Origin of the sequence: Chelativorans sp. M5D2P16 (assembly GCF_034427935.1) — a bacterium.
In the GTDB taxonomy this organism is placed as follows: domain Bacteria; phylum Pseudomonadota; class Alphaproteobacteria; order Rhizobiales; family Rhizobiaceae; genus Chelativorans.
Genome location: NZ_JAXQNM010000023.1, coordinates 81,636 through 96,448, shown reverse-complemented (window position 1 = coordinate 96,448; position 14,813 = coordinate 81,636). Strand labels below are relative to the sequence as shown.

Genomic DNA, 14,813 nt, shown 5'->3' with positions numbered 1-14,813 from the left:
CATGAGCGATGGAATCCGAGGAAGACATCCGGGTCGACGTCGTCTCGGACGTGGTATGCCCGTGGTGCTATGTCGGACAGCGCAACCTGCAACGGGCGCTGGTCCGGCTGGGCGGCGCGAAGGTGTCGGTCTCCTGGCGCCCCTACCAGCTTGATCCGACCATTCCTCCCGGAGGCCGCGACCGGGACGAGTACCTGCTGGACAAGTTCGGCAGCCGCGAACGCATCGACGCCATGCACGAGCGCCTGCGCGAGATCGGAGCGGCGGCGGGAATCGCCTTCGCCTTCGAGGCGATACGCATCACGCCCAACACGCTCGATGCTCACCGCCTGATCCGCTGGGCGGCGGCCGAGGGCACGGATGTGCAAGGGCGGCTGGTCGCCCGTTTGTTCCGGCTTTACTTCGAGGAAGGGGGCGATATCGGTGCCGCCCCGACCCTTCTGGCTGCTGCCCGGGCAGCCGGGATGGATACCTCGACAGCCGAAACCCTGCTTCCCACGCCAGCCGATGCGGAGGAGGTAAAAGCCGAGATCGCGACCGCCCAGCATATGGGTGTCACCGGCGTGCCCTGCTTTCTTCTGGAAGGTCGTTACGCCCTCATGGGCGCGCAACCGCCGGAGCGCCTGGCCGATGCCATCGCACAGGTGCGACATGCTAAGGCACGCGGAGAGCTGGATGATCCCAGTATGGATTAGTCGTATAAAATCAACCGCCAGAGGACAGGATTTCAGCTCACGCCTTCAACCCAGGCCGCGAGACGAACTCTTTACGCCGCCTTCTTCTCCGCCAACCTGACCAGCTGCGTCATGACAGTGGCGGCGCCCGCCAGCCGCTTTTCGGCCGTCGGCCAGTCACGCATGAAGACGACGCTCTGGTCCGGCCGGATCTTGGCCAGCGCGCCCTGCTCTGCGATGAAACGAACGAGGCCGGCCGGCTCGGGGAAGTTCTGATTGCGAAAGGCGATGACGACGCCCTTCGGGCCCGCATCGAGTTTTTCCACGTTCGCGCGGCGGCACAGCGCCTTGATGAAGACGATCTTCAACAGATGCTGCACCTCTTCGGGCAGTGGGCCGAAACGGTCGATGAGTTCGGCACCGAAGGCGTCGATCTCCTCCGCGCTCTCCAGTTCGCCGAGGCGGCGGTAGAGCCCGAGGCGAAGCTGCAGGTCCGGCACGTATTCCTCCGGGATCATCACCGCCGTGCCGACCGTGATCTGCGGCGACCAGCCGGTGTCGGCCGCCTCGCCGGTGCCGCGCAGCTCGGCCACGGCTTCCTCCAGCATCTGCTGGTAAAGCTCGTAGCCCACCTCCTTGATATGCCCCGACTGCTCCTCGCCAAGCAGGTTGCCGGCGCCGCGAATGTCGAGGTCGTGGCTGGCGAGTTGGAAGCCCGCGCCCAGCGTGTCGAGGGACTGCAGCACCTTCAGCCGCCGCTCGGCGGTGGCGGTCAGCTTCTTGTTGGCCGGGAGCGTGAAGAGCGCATAGGCGCGCACCTTGGAGCGGCCGACGCGGCCGCGCAGCTGATAAAGCTGTGCAAGGCCGAACATATCCGACCGATGCACGATCAGCGTGTTGGCGGTGGGGATGTCGAGGCCGGATTCGACGATAGTCGTCGACAGGAGCACATCGTACTGTCCGTCATAGAAGCCGTTCATTATGTCGTCGAGCTCGCCGGGCGCTATCTGGCCGTGCGCCGTTGCCACCTTCAGCTCCGGCACCTGTTCGGCCAGGAACTGGTGCACCTCGGCAAGGTCGGAGATGCGGGGGACGACATAAAAGCTCTGTCCGCCGCGATAGCGCTCGCGCAGGAGCGTTTCGCGGATGACCAGCGGGTCGAAGGGCGAGATGAAGGAGCGCACCGCCATGCGGTCGACCGGCGGCGTGGCAATGAGCGACAGCTCGCGCACGCCCGTCAGCGCCAGCTGAAGCGTGCGTGGAATGGGTGTGGCCGAAAGGGTCAGCACATGCACGTCGCTCTTCAGTTCCTTCAACCGCTCCTTGTGCTTCACGCCGAAATGCTGCTCCTCGTCGATGATGAGCAGACCCAGGTTCTTGAAGGTGACCGAGGCGCCGAGCAGCGCGTGGGTGCCGACGACGATATCCACCGTGCCATCGGCAAGCCCCTTCTTGGTCTGCGACAGCTCCTTGGAGCCGACCAGGCGCGAGGCCTGGCGCACCCGCACCGGAAGGCCGGCGAAGCGCTCGGCGAAGGTCTTGTAATGCTGGCGGGCGAGCAGTGTCGTCGGCACCACGACGGCGACCTGAAGGCCTTCCATCGCCGCGACGAAGGCCGCCCTCAGCGCCACTTCCGTCTTGCCGAAACCGACATCGCCGCACACCAGCCGGTCCATCGGCCGGCCCGCGCTGAAATCATCGAGAACGGCATCGATGGCGTTCTGCTGGTCGTCGGTTTCGTCGTAGGGGAAGCGGGCGGCAAACTCGCCGTAAAGCCCATCCGGCGGCAAGAGCTTGGCTGCCGGGCGCATCTGCCGTTCGGCGGCAAGCTGGATGAGTTGGCCCGCCATCTCCAGGAGCCGCTTCTTGAGCTTTGCCTTGCGCGACTGCCAGGCTACGCCCCCGAGCTTGTCGAGCACGGCTTCGGCCGCATCGGAGCCGTAGCGGGACAGAAGCTCGATGTTCTCGACGGGCAGGAACAGCCGGTCGTCGCCCGCGTAGCGCAATTCCAGGCATTCGTGCGGCGCGCCAGCCGCCTCGATGGTCTTGAGGCCGACGAAGCGGCCGATGCCGTGATCGGTGTGGACGACGATGTCGCCTTCCGAAAGCGCATTGACCTCGGAGATGAAGTCGGCCGCCTTCTTGCGCCGCTTCGAGCGCCGCACCAGGCGGTCGCCCAGGATGTCCTGCTCGGCGATGACGGCGAGCCGCCCGGTCTCGAATCCCGCCTCCAGGGGCAGGATGCCGAGTGCGGCCTGTCCCGCCTCGAGCCCGGAGAGTTCCGAGATATCCTGCACGCGCACGACATTGCCCAGCCCGTGCTCGGCAAGAATCTGGCCGAGGCGGTCGGCCGATCCCTCGCTCCAGCCGGCAATCAGCACCCGTTTGCCGCCGGCGCGCAAGGCGCCGATGTGCCTGACCACGTGATCGAAGACGTTGGCGTTGGGGTCGGCACGTTCCTCAGCGAAATTGTAGCCGGCCTGGGCACCGGCATGGACGACCTTTCCGCCCTCCTCCGGCGTGGCGAACGGCGTGAAGCGGACGAGCCGGCGCGCTTCGGCGGCCTCGGTGATCTCCTCCGGCGTGAGATAGAGGCTCGACGGCGTGATGGGCTTGTAGGGGACCGCCTCGCCGAGCCCCGCACTCTCCATCTGCCGCTTGCGCGCATCATAGTGATCGAGAACGAGCGCATGGCGCTCGCCGATCGCCTCCTTCGCCAGATGGTCGAAGACCACCGGCGCCTCCGGCAGATAATCGAAGAGCGTCTCGAGCCCCTCGTAGAACAGCGGCAACCAGTGCTCCATACCGGAGTAGCGCCGCCCTTCGGAGACCGCCGCGTAGAGCGCGTCGTCGCGCGAGGGCGCGCCGAAGGCTTCGATATAGTTGCGGCGGAAACGGCTGATGGTCTCCGGCGTGAGCGTCACCTCGCTCATCGCCTGAAGCGAAACCTCGGGCTTCTGTCCGGTGGTGCGCTGGCTCGCCACATCGAAGGTGCGGATGGATTCCAGCGTGTCACCGAAGAAATCGAGCCGGAGCGCATCGTCCCAGCCCGGCGCGAAAAGGTCGAGAATACCGCCGCGCACGGCAAACTGGCCGACATCGCGGACGGTGGGCACACGCTCGAAGCCGCCCATTTCGAGACGCGCGATCAGCGCCTCCATATCGACCTGATTGCCCGGCTTGGCACGGAACCCCTGCGCCGCGATCCGGTCGACCGGCGGCATGCGCTGCAGGAGCGCATTGGCCGTGACGAGCACGATGGCGCGATGCGGTTTGCGCCTGAGCGAAGCCATGGCCGAGAGCGCATCGAGGCGTCTGGCGGCTGCATCGGCACCCGGCGAAACCCGGTCATAGGGCAGGCAGTCCCACGCCGGTAGCTCGAGCAGCGGCAGCTCCGGCGCGGCAAAGCGCAACGCCTCGGCAACCGCGGGCAAGCGCTGTCCGTCGCGCAGCACGAAGACGAGCGGCCCCTCTGGCGCGATCTCCGCCGCCAGTTGCGCAAGCGCGAAAGCCTCGTAGCCGTCCGCGACACCGTCTACGGTTATCGCGCCGTTTCGGCCCCGGGCAACGCCGATGGGTTCAATCAGGTCCGTCATTCCGATTGTTCAGCCTTGCGCGCCGCAGGAAACGCGGACGCGGGAAAAAAGCTCCGTATCATATTGCTCCGGCACCGCCTTCTCGCCGGTCACCCAGGGAAGAAGCGTCGTGTCGGGAACCTCCAGCAGGGCCTCGAACACCGCCAGATCCTCGTCCGATAGGGCGGCGATATGCCTGTCGGCGAAACCGCCCAGCACCAAATCCATTTCGCGCATGCCGCGCCGCCAGGCGCGTATGAGCGCGCGACGCCTGCGCGGATCGAGATCGGCGCTCGAACGGGTGGTTCCGGTCATCAGCACAATGCCTTTCAGTCTGCGTGGCGCATATAGCGTGTGACAAGGGCGCTGTCAGCCTTGCGCAGCGGCTTTTGTTCCATAAGCATAGCCCGTATGCGTCCTTCGCTTCTCGACCCCCTGTTCGCCCCGGCCACGAGCCTCGACGGCATCGGCGGCAAGATTGCCGGGCTGATCGCCAATGTCGTGCCGGCGGACCTCGCCGGCCGCCCCTTGCGGGTGGGCGACCTTCTGTTCGTTCTGCCGCACTCGCTCATCGACCGCACCAACCGGCCGGGGGTGGCGCACGCGCCGCAAGGAGCGGTCGTCACGCTCGATCTGACCGTTGGCCGGTACCAGCCACCGCCGCGCGGCAAGAAGAACGTCCCCTATCGGGTCTTCGCATTCGACGAAACGGGCGAGATCGCCCTCACCTTCTTCCATGCCCACCAGGCCTATCTCGAACGGCAGCTGCCGATCGGCGGACACGTGCTGGTTTCGGGCCGGATGGACTGGTTCAACGGCCGTCCGTCCATGGTTCACCCGGACTATATCGTGCCGGCGGAGGAAGCTGCCGCACTGCCGCCGCTGGAGCCGGTCTATCCGCTGACGGCGGGCCTTTCGGCAAAAGTGCTGCGCCGTGCGATCGCCCAGGCGCTGGAACGCCTGCCGAACCTGCCGGAATGGCAGGACGCCTCCGTACAGGAGCGCCTCGGCCTGCCCTCCTTCGGTGCCGCCCTGCATCGCCTGCACGCTCCGCAGAACAGCGAGGAGATCTCGCCCGAAGGCGAAGCATGGCAACGCATCGCCTATGACGAGTTTCTGGCCAGCCAACTCTCGCTCGCTCTGGTGCGCGCACGCACGCGCAAGCTGGCCGGCAGGCCGCTCAAGGGTGACGGCACGATCACGGAATGCATGAGGGCCACCCTGCCCTACGCGCTCACGCAGTCGCAGGAACGGGCAGTCGCCGACATTCAGGAAGACCTGGCACGTCCGGAACGCATGCTGCGCCTGCTCCAGGGCGACGTCGGCGCGGGCAAGACCGTGGTCGCGCTCCTGGCGATGGCGCGCGCGGCGGAGGCCGGCGGCCAGTCAGTCCTCATGGCGCCGACGGAACTGCTCGCCCGGCAGCATCTCGCGACCATCGCCCCGCTTGCGGAGGCGGCCGGCCTGAAGGCCGCGCTTCTCACCGGCCGCGAAAAGGGCCGCGAGCGCCAGGCTGTGCTCGACGGGATCGCCTCGGGCGACATCGCCTTCATCGTCGGCACCCATGCGCTGTTCCAGGAATCGGTGCATTTCAAGGATCTCGTCCTCACGGTGATCGACGAGCAGCACCGGTTCGGCGTTCACCAGCGCCTCGCCATCACCGCCAAGGGGAACGCGCCCGACATGCTGGTGATGACGGCGACGCCGATCCCGCGCACGCTGGTGCTTTCGGCCTTCGGCGACATGGACGTCTCGCGGCTGACCGAAAAACCCGCCGGCCGCAAGCCGATCCGTACCGTGACGATGCCGACGGAACGGCTGGACGAGTTGATGGCACGGCTCGGCGAGGCGGTCGAGGAGGGGCAGAAGGTCTACTGGATCTGTCCCCTGGTCGAAGAATCGGAAGTGCTTGAACTGACTTCCGCGGAGGACCGCTTCGCCGCGCTTGAACGGGTCTTCGGACCAGCCGTCGGCCTCGTCCACGGCCGCATGGCGGCCCGCGAGAAGGATGATGCCATGCGTGCCTTCAGGGACGGCACCACGCGCATCCTCGTCGGCACAACGGTGGTGGAGGTCGGCGTGGATGTGCCGGACGCGACCATCATCGTCATCGAGCATGCGGAACGCTTCGGCCTGGCACAACTGCATCAGCTACGCGGCCGCGTCGGGCGCGGCGAGAGACCTTCATCCTGCGTTCTGCTCTACAAGGGGCCGTTGGGCGAGACCGCCAAGCGGCGCCTCGCCATCCTGCGCGAGAGCGAAGACGGCTTCCTGATCGCCGAGGAGGATCTGCGGCTGCGTGGCGAAGGCGATCTTCTGGGAACGCGCCAGGCCGGCTCGCCAGGCTTTCTGGTCGCGCGGCTGGAATTCCACGCCGAACTCCTGGCAACGGCCCGCGACGACGCGCGGCTTCTCCTCGCCCGCGATCCGGAACTCGCCTCCGAGCGCGGCAAGGCCTTGCGAATGCTGCTTTACCTGTTCGGCAAGGATGAGGCGGTACGCCTTCTGCGGGCCGGTTGATCGGCCAGGGCCTCCTCGGCCAGAGCTTTGGTTTTCGCCTCGTATTCGGGCGAGATGAGGCCGGCCGAAATCACCAGCTTGGCCCCGTCCTCCACCGACATGTCAAGCTCGATGATCTCGTTGCGCGGCACGTAGAGGAGATAGCCGGACGTCGGGTTGGGGGTCGTCGGAAGGAAGACGGCCACGGCCGGGTTGTCGTCCCCGTTGGTGAGGTGGCGCACCTCCCCCCGCGCCTCGGTGGCGATGAAGACGAGCGCCCACAGGCCCTTACGGGGATATTCGATGAGGCCGACCTTCTTGAAGGTGTCCGAACGCTCCGAGAGCACCGTCTCCAGGATCTGCTTCAGGCCACGATAGATGCTGCGCACGAGTGGCATCCGGCCGAGAAGGTATTCGCCGTAGGAAACGATCGTGCGCCCGATGATGTTGGCCGTGAGAAAGCCCGCCAGCGTGATCACCACCAGGGCGACGATGAGCCCGAACCCCGGCACGTCAAAGGGCAGATAGGTATCGGGATTGTAGCGGGCCGGGATATACGGCTTGACCCAGGAATCCACCCACCGGATCAGCGACCACGTCAGATAGAGGGTGATCGCCAGGGGCGCGGTTACGATGAAGCCCGTCAGAAAATAATTGCGCAGGCGGGTCACCGGGCAAGTCCTCGGATATCGGCTGAATAGGGAAAAAAGCTCGGCACCGGCGAACACTACCCGAGGAAGGCAGCGTTCGTCCAGATGAAACGGAGCGCGTCGATCGCCCGACCTCTCGCTATTCCACCGTCACCGACTTGGCGAGATTCCGAGGCTGATCGACGTCGGTGCCCATGGCAACGGCAGTGTGATAGGCGAGCATCTGCACGGGGAGCGCGTAGATGATGGGGGTGATAAACTCCGGCACCTCGGGCATGACGATCGTTTCGAGACCCTCGAGCGACGTGCCGGCCGCCCCCGCTTCGTCCGTGATGAGGATGATGCGCCCGCCGCGTGCGGCCACCTCCTGCATATTGGAGACGGTCTTTTCGAAGATGTGATCGTGCGGGGCGATGACGATCACCGGCATCTTCTCGTCGACCAGTGCGATCGGCCCGTGTTTCAACTCGCCCGCGGCGTAGCCCTCGGCATGGATATAGGAAATCTCCTTGAGCTTCAGCGCGCCCTCAAGCGCCAGCGGATAGCTGGTCCCGCGACCGAGATAGAGCACGTGGTCGACCTGCGAGAGCTCGCGCGCCACCTTCTCGATCCGCTCCTCCAGTTTCAGGGCTTGCGAGGCGTAGCGCGGCACTTCCGAGAGTGCCTTGACCAGCATGCCGGCCTGTTCCTTCGTCAACGTGCCCCTTTCGATCGCCGCCCGCACCGCCAGAACGGCGAAGATGGACAGCTGGCAGGTGAACGCCTTCGTCGAGGCAACGCCGATTTCCGGGCCGGCGAGTGTGGGAAAGATCCCGTCGCTTTCACGAGCGATGGTGGAATCACGCACATTGACGATCGATGCGATCGGGACCCCCTCCCCGCGGCAATACCGCAACGAGGCGAGCGTGTCTGCCGTCTCGCCCGATTGCGAGACGAAAAGGGCGGCACTGGCGGCCGAAAGCGGCATCTCGCGGTAGCGGAACTCGGAGGCGATATCGATGTCGACCGGCAGGCGCGCGTAGCGCTCGAACCAGTATTTGCCGACAAGCCCGGCAAGATAGGCCGTGCCGCAGGCGGAAACGGCAAGCCTGTCGATCCTGTCGAACGCGATCGGCGAATCGAAACGCTTCACCCCGCCGGCGGCGAAGTCGAGGTAATGGGCCAGCGTGTGCGCGATCACCTCCGGCTGTTCGTGGATCTCCTTCTCCATGAAGTGCCGGTGATTGCCCTTGTCGACAAGGAAGCTGGTGCCGACCGACTGCTGGCGCTTGCGCTCCACGCGCGCGCCGTCCATGCCGAAGATCTCGATGCCCGAGCGACGCACGACAGCCCAGTCGCCGTCCTCCAGATAGGTAATGGAATCGGTGAACGGCGCCAGCGCGATGGCGTCGGAACCGAGATACATCTCGCCGTCGCCATGGCCGACGGCAAGCGGCGGTCCCTGGCGCGCGCCGACGATCAGGTCGTCGTCGTCACGGAACATGATGGCCAGGGCGAAGGCACCCCTCAGGCGCTTCAACGCGGCGAAGGCGGCATCCTGCGGAGCAGCGCCGCGGCCAAGCTCGCGCGCCACCAGATGGGCGACCGCCTCCGTATCGGTCTGCGAGGCGAAGCGGTAGCCGTCGGCGGTCAGTTCGTCGCGCAGTTCGGCGAAATTTTCGATGATGCCGTTGTGGACGATCGCCACATTGTCGGAGAAATGCGGATGAGCGTTGGTCTCGTTGGGCACGCCGTGCGTTGCCCAGCGCGTATGGCCGATGCCGATCATCCCGCCGAGCGGCTCATCCTGCAGGCGCCTTTCGAGGTTGACCAGCTTGCCCTCGGCACGCCTGCGTCCGAGCCGGCCATCCTCGACCGTCGCGACGCCAGCCGAGTCATAGCCCCGATATTCGAGGCGCTTCAACGCGTCGACGATCAACGGCGCGACCGGCCCGTGACCCACAATGCCTACGATTCCGCACATGCTTCCCCGCCTCCTTCACTTGTGGTCCGCCGGCCGACGAAAGAGCCGCTCTTAACCCCTTTCCAAGGCCATATCGCGAAGTGGGCGTCCGCCAAAGACAAAAATGGTTTCAGGCGTGTCACAGCACCCGCCCGCGAGGCGCGTCGGGTGCGCTTAATCGATATCGGCGATCTCGGCGCCCTCGCCCCCGCTGACGCGCTGGGAAAGCGAGGCCTTCATGAACGCGTCCAGCCCGCCGTCGAGCACTTCTTGCGGATTGGTGCTCTCGGTGCCGGTGCGCAGGTCCTTGACGAGCTGATAGGGCTGCAGCACGTAGGAACGGATCTGGTGGCCCCAGCCGATCTCCGTCTTGGCCGATTCGGTGGCGTTCGCTGCCTCCTCGCGCCGCTTGAGCTCCTCCTCGTAGAGGCGCGCGCGCAGCATGTCCCAGGCGGTGGCCCGGTTCTTGTGCTGGGAGCGCTCCTTCTGGCACTGCACGACGATTCCGGTGGGAACGTGCGTGATCCGGACGGCGGAGTCGGTCGTGTTGACATGCTGGCCGCCGGCGCCGGAGGCACGGTAGGTGTCGACGCGCACCTCCGATTCGGGGATGTCGATCTCGATGCTCTCGTCGATCACCGGATAGACCCAGACGCTGGCGAAGGAGGTATGCCGGCGTGCGTTGCTGTCGAAGGGTGAGATACGCACCAAGCGGTGCACACCCGATTCTGTCTTCAGCCAGCCATAGGCATTGCGCCCCCTAACGAGGATCGTCGCCGACTTGATGCCTGCCTCCTCACCGTCATGGACTTCGAGCACCTCGATCTTCATTTTCCGGCGCTCGGCCCAGCGCATATACATGCGCAGAAGCATCGACGCCCAGTCCTGGCTTTCCGTGCCGCCGGCACCGGCGTGGACCTCCAGATAGGTGTCGTTGCCGTCCGCTTCGCCGGAAAGGAGCGTCTCGATCTGCCGGGAGGCGATCTCGCCGCGCAGGGCGCGGATGGAGGCTTCCGCCTCCTCGACGACCGACTCGTCCCCCTCCTCCTCGCCAAGCGCGATCAGTTCCACATTATCGTCAAGGGACTGGGACAGCCCTTTGATGGCGCTGATGTTCTCTTCCAGGCTCTGGCGCTCGCGCATAAGTTTCTGCGCTTCCTGCGGATCGTTCCACAGGTCGCTGTCCTCAGCGCGCGTGTTGAGATATTCGAGCCGCTTTACCGCCTCGTCCCAGTCAAAGATACCTCCTCAGCAGGCCGATCGCCTGCTTGATTTCGTCGACCAGATTTGCCGTTTCGTTGCGCATTTGTTGTCTCTGTCTGGGATTAGGCGTGAATCGGGGCGGAACCTACGAGCGGGGAACGCGCCTGTAAAGCGCATGCAGGCCGGCATTCCGGACCGGCGCCTTCGCGCGCCGCCGCGGTTTCCGTCAGAAGAGCCCGCCGGCGCCGGTGGTGATCGCGCGGTCGGCTTCCGGCGAGATTTCCTGTGCCTGGGCGCTGCCCTGCATATCTCCGATGACCCAATAGGTGTCGGCCGGTCCCGTTCCGGGTTTGAAGGCCTCCATGATGACGCCGGGCTGCCCAGCTTCGGCGTGCATGCCGGTCTTACGGTCGATGGCGACTACCTTCATGCCGTCCGGCACGCGGAAATCAACCGGCGTCGTACCCTCAAGGGCCTTGGCCATGAACTCCTTGAAGATCGGCGCCGCCAGACCGCCGCCGGTCGATCCGCGGCCCATCGGCCGCGGCTGGTCGTATCCCATGAAGACACCGACCACCAGATCGGGCGTATAACCGATGAACCAGGCGTCCTTCTCGTCATTTGTCGTGCCGGTCTTGCCGGCGATGGGATAGCCAAGTTCGGAGACGGTGGTCGCCGTCCCGCGCGTCACCACGCCTTCCATCATGGAGGTGATCTGATAGGCGGTCATGGGATCGAGCACCTGCTCGCGCTCGTCGATGAGTTCGGGCTCCGGCTGGTTTTCCCATGCCTCCGCGTCACAACCGCTGCACTCGCGCTGTTCGTGCTTGTAAACCGTCTTGCCGTAGCGATCCTGGATACGGTCGATCAACGAGGGCTGGATGTACTTGCCACCGTTCGCCATCACCGCATAAGCCGAGACCATGCGCATCAAGGTCGTCTCGCTGGAACCGAGCGCGTTTGCGATGTGCCTGGACATTTTGTCGTAAACGCCGAAACGCTCCGCATATTCCGCAACGAGATCCATACCCATGTCCCGGGCCAGCCGCACGGTCATCAGATTACGCGAGCGCTCGATGCCGGCGCGCAAGGTCGACGGCCCGGCGAACTTCCCGCCATAGTTCTTGGGTTCCCACAGGGTGTTTCCGACCTGGATGGAGATGGGTGCGTCGAGCACCACCGAGGCGGGCGTATAGCCGTTGTCGAGGGCGGCGGCATAGATGAACGGCTTGAACGCGGATCCGGGCTGGCGCAGCGCCTGCGTGGCGCGGTTGAACTCGGAGGAGGCGAAGGAAAAGCCGCCCGACATGGCCAGCACACGGCCCGTATGCGGGTCCATCGCCACCATCGCGCCGCCGATCTCCGGGACCTGGCGCAACTGCCATGCGTTCTCGCCGTCTTCCTTCTCCTCGACATAGACGACGTCGCCGGGCTGCAGCACCTCGGCGGGCGAGGACGCCTTGACGCGCCTGCCGTCGACCATGTGACGCAAGGCCCATTGCATGTCGTCGACCGCGATCGTCCCCGTCTCACGCTCCTCCGACAGGGTGCCGGAGACTTCGCGGCCGGGCTGAAGGCCGATGGTCACCTGGTTCTCACCGGCCTCCAGAACCACCGCCAACTGCCACTCCGGCACGTCGCTCAGCGCTTCGATCTCGCCGAGCGGCACCCCCCAGTCTCCATCAACGGAGATGTGGTCCACCGGACCGCGGAAGCCGCGCAGCGTGTCATAACGGATGAGTCCGTTCTGCAGGGCCTTGCGGGCGTAGAGCTGCAGTTGCGGGTCGAGCGTCGTCTTCACCGACAGGCCGCCCTCATAGAGCGCGTCCTCGCCGTAACGGGCGATGATCTCACGCCGCACTTCCTCGGTGAAAAAGTCGGCCGCAAAGAGATAGCTGCCGCGCCGGCGCGGCGTGACGTCGAGCCCGGTCGCCTTGGCTCTTTCCGCCTCCTCGCCGCTGATATAGCCATTGGCGTGCATCTGGTCGATCACCCAGTTGCGGCGGTCGATTGCCCGGTCGGTGTGGCGGAAGGGATGGTAGTTGGACGGTCCCTTCGGCAGCGCGGCAAGATAGGCCGCCTCGGCGACGGTGAGTTCGTTGACGGATTTGTCGTAGTAGGTCAGCGCAGCGCCGGCGATTCCATAGGCGCCGAGGCCAAGCCAGATCTCGTTGAGATACAGCTCGAGAATGCGGTCCTTGGAATATGCCTGCTCGATCCTGAAGGCGAGGATCATTTCGCGGATCTTGCGGTCTATCGTCTGGTCCGAGGACAGGAGAAAGTTCTTCGCCACCTGCTGGGTTATCGTCGAGGCACCGACGAGCCGGCGGTCGGTGCCGAGATTCTGGAGATTGGTGATGACCGCGCGCATCAAACCGGTCGCGTCGACCCCCGGATGGCTGTAGAAATTCTTGTCCTCGGCCGAGAGAAAGGCTTCCTTCACCGTATCGGGAATCGCCTGAATCGGCAGGTAGAGACGCCTTTCACGGGCAAATTCCGCCATCAGGTTTCCGTCGGATGCATGAATCCGCGTCGTAACCGGCGGCTCATAACGGGCGAGGACCTCGTAGTCGGGAAGATCCTTTGTGAGATTGCCCACATAGAGGGCCACGCCGGCCGCAGCGACCAGCGCCAGGACGACCCCGATGCCGAAGAAATATCCCAAAAGACGTATCATGCCCGCTCCAGTGTGGCCGAATTCCGCCCGGCCCGAATTCGTTTGCGCCGGCTATCATACCATCGCGACAGCGCAGAGAAGAAATCACTATCGTTCTCAGCCCTGCCCGCCTGTTGTGAGCAAAATGGGGCAAACACCGCGACAGAACAGTCGTTTTTGATGAACATCCCGTGAAAAGCGCGCGGCGTTGTGTCTTTGCCACGCCTCCTGCCGGCTAACCGCCCGCCGCCCTTTTTGCCTCCGCAAATACGGCGATCGCCTCGACGATGTTCCGTGCCGCCCGCTCCCGCCAATCGGCATCACGCAACTGCTCCTCCTCTTCCGGATTCGACAGGTAACCAAGTTCAAGCAGCACCGAAGGCACGTCAGGAGCCCGCAGGACGCGGAAACCGGCCGAACGCATCGGGTTGTTGACGAAGTTCACCGTGTCGGTCAGCTTGCCGACGAGCGTACGCGCGAAGCGGATCGAAAAAGCATGGGTTTCGCGCCGAATCAAGTCGGCAAGGATATCCGTCACCTCGTCCTGGTCATCCTTTTCGGCAAGGCCGGCAAGCGAATCGGAGAGATTCTCGCGCGCGGCCGTCGCCGCTGCTTCCGGGTCCGAGGCCTTGTCCGAAAGGGTATAGACCGTCGCGCCCCCGAAATCCTTGATCCTGATCGAGTCGGCGTGGATCGACAAAAGGAGATCGGCGCCGTTCTCCCGCGCGATCCGCACCCGTTCGTCGAGCCGCAGGAAGACATCGCTTTCGCGCGTCATCACCACGTTGTACCGCCCGGTCTCTTCCATCTTTTTCTTCAGTTCCAGGGCGAAGGCCAGCGTGATGGTCTTCTCCTGCGTGCCGCCGGCACCGCGCGCGCCGCTGTCGATCCCGCCATGCCCGGCATCGATGGCGACAGTGAAGCGCTCGTCATCCGCCTCGATCCGCCGCCTCTTGGCCGCCGACCCTGCCCCCGGCGCCGTATCGATACGCTCGCGCATGGCCGCCTCGAACGCCTCCTCCGAGGCGGAGACAAGGTCAACGATGAGACGGTAGCCCGCCGACGTTTCGTTCTGCAGTACCGAAAGCTCATCCAGCACAAAAGGGCCCACCAGTGTGACGATCATGCGCGAATGCCCCTCCCGCATGCGACCGTAGCGTACCCGCGTGACGAGCCCACGCGGTTCGGTGCGCGTTTCGTCGATCGCAAATTCCGTCTCCGGCAGGTCGATGACCAGTCGATGCGGCGCACGCAACAGGAACCAATTGACCTCCGGCTTCCGGTCGAAATGCAGAATGATCCGCATGCGCTGCTGGTCGCCGGCCATTCTGTAGTTGTAGGCATGAACGGGGGCGGAAGACCCCGCGGCCGCCTCGTGCATCGCCCCCTGTTCCTGTGCGCCAGCCTGCGTGGCCAGGCCGGCCGCAGTGAGGACAATGATGAAAAAGAGCGCGCCGAGGGTGCGCAGAAATTGCAATGGTCCGGCGGCATCCTCATATGAGAGGTGCGGGAGCCTGCCCGACCTGTGCGGTTTGTCCCGATCCAACGCGCGCTCCTGCCTGGTTTCGCGGCCCCATGTTGCGCTTAACCGATGCCTGGGGCGGCTTCAAGGCG

General features: G+C 65.1%; 9 protein-coding genes. 2 read left to right on the top strand and 7 right to left on the bottom strand.

The genetic code is table 11. The annotated features are described in order from the left end of the window. Positions 1-8: 8 nt before the first annotated feature. Positions 9-695, top strand: coding sequence for a DsbA family oxidoreductase (locus tag SIN08_RS10485; protein WP_322451520.1), 687 nt, complete (start codon positions 9-11; stop codon positions 693-695). A 71-nt stretch (positions 696-766) separates the two neighbouring features. Here SIN08_RS10485 and mfd read toward each other — a convergent pair whose 3' ends face one another. Continuing rightward, positions 767-4,270 carry a transcription-repair coupling factor gene (mfd, locus tag SIN08_RS10480; RefSeq protein ID WP_322451519.1) on the bottom strand — a complete coding sequence of 1,168 codons (3,504 nt, stop codon included), beginning with the start codon at positions 4,268-4,270 and terminating at the stop codon, positions 767-769. A 9-nt stretch (positions 4,271-4,279) separates the two neighbouring features. After that, on the bottom strand, positions 4,280-4,564 hold the full coding sequence (locus tag SIN08_RS10475; RefSeq protein ID WP_322451518.1) for a succinate dehydrogenase assembly factor 2: 285 nt from the start codon (positions 4,562-4,564) through the stop codon (positions 4,280-4,282). Between the two features lie 96 nt (positions 4,565-4,660). Between SIN08_RS10475 and recG the strand changes: the two genes are divergently transcribed. Next, entirely contained in the window at positions 4,661-6,769 is a 2,109-nt protein-coding gene (gene recG / locus SIN08_RS10470; protein WP_322451517.1) for an ATP-dependent DNA helicase RecG, read from the top strand. Here recG and SIN08_RS10465 read toward each other — a convergent pair. From SIN08_RS10465 to SIN08_RS10445, 5 genes are all read right to left on the bottom strand, one after another. Further along, entirely contained in the window at positions 6,721-7,419 is a 699-nt protein-coding gene (locus SIN08_RS10465) for a DUF502 domain-containing protein (protein ID WP_322451516.1), read from the bottom strand. The genes recG and SIN08_RS10465 overlap by 49 nt on opposite strands. 118 nt (positions 7,420-7,537) lie before the next feature. Beyond that, on the bottom strand, positions 7,538-9,361 hold the full coding sequence (gene glmS, locus SIN08_RS10460) for a glutamine--fructose-6-phosphate transaminase (isomerizing) (RefSeq protein ID WP_322451515.1): 1,824 nt from the start codon (positions 9,359-9,361) through the stop codon (positions 7,538-7,540). Positions 9,362-9,514: 153 nt separating this feature from the next. Further along, positions 9,515-10,646, bottom strand: a protein-coding gene (gene prfB, locus SIN08_RS10455; protein ID WP_322451514.1) for a peptide chain release factor 2 whose coding sequence is annotated in 2 segments (ribosomal slippage) — positions 9,515-10,579 and positions 10,581-10,646 — 1,131 coding nt in all. Because the reading frame shifts where the segments join, the coding sequence is not laid out codon by codon here. Positions 10,647-10,769: 123 nt separating this feature from the next. Then, on the bottom strand, positions 10,770-13,220 hold the full coding sequence (locus tag SIN08_RS10450) for a penicillin-binding protein 1A (RefSeq protein ID WP_322451513.1): 2,451 nt from the start codon (positions 13,218-13,220) through the stop codon (positions 10,770-10,772). Between the two features lie 214 nt (positions 13,221-13,434). After that, positions 13,435-14,676 carry an N-acetylmuramoyl-L-alanine amidase gene (locus SIN08_RS10445; RefSeq protein ID WP_322451512.1) on the bottom strand — a complete coding sequence of 414 codons (1,242 nt, stop codon included), beginning with the start codon at positions 14,674-14,676 and terminating at the stop codon, positions 13,435-13,437. Between the last annotated feature and the right edge of the window lie 137 nt (positions 14,677-14,813).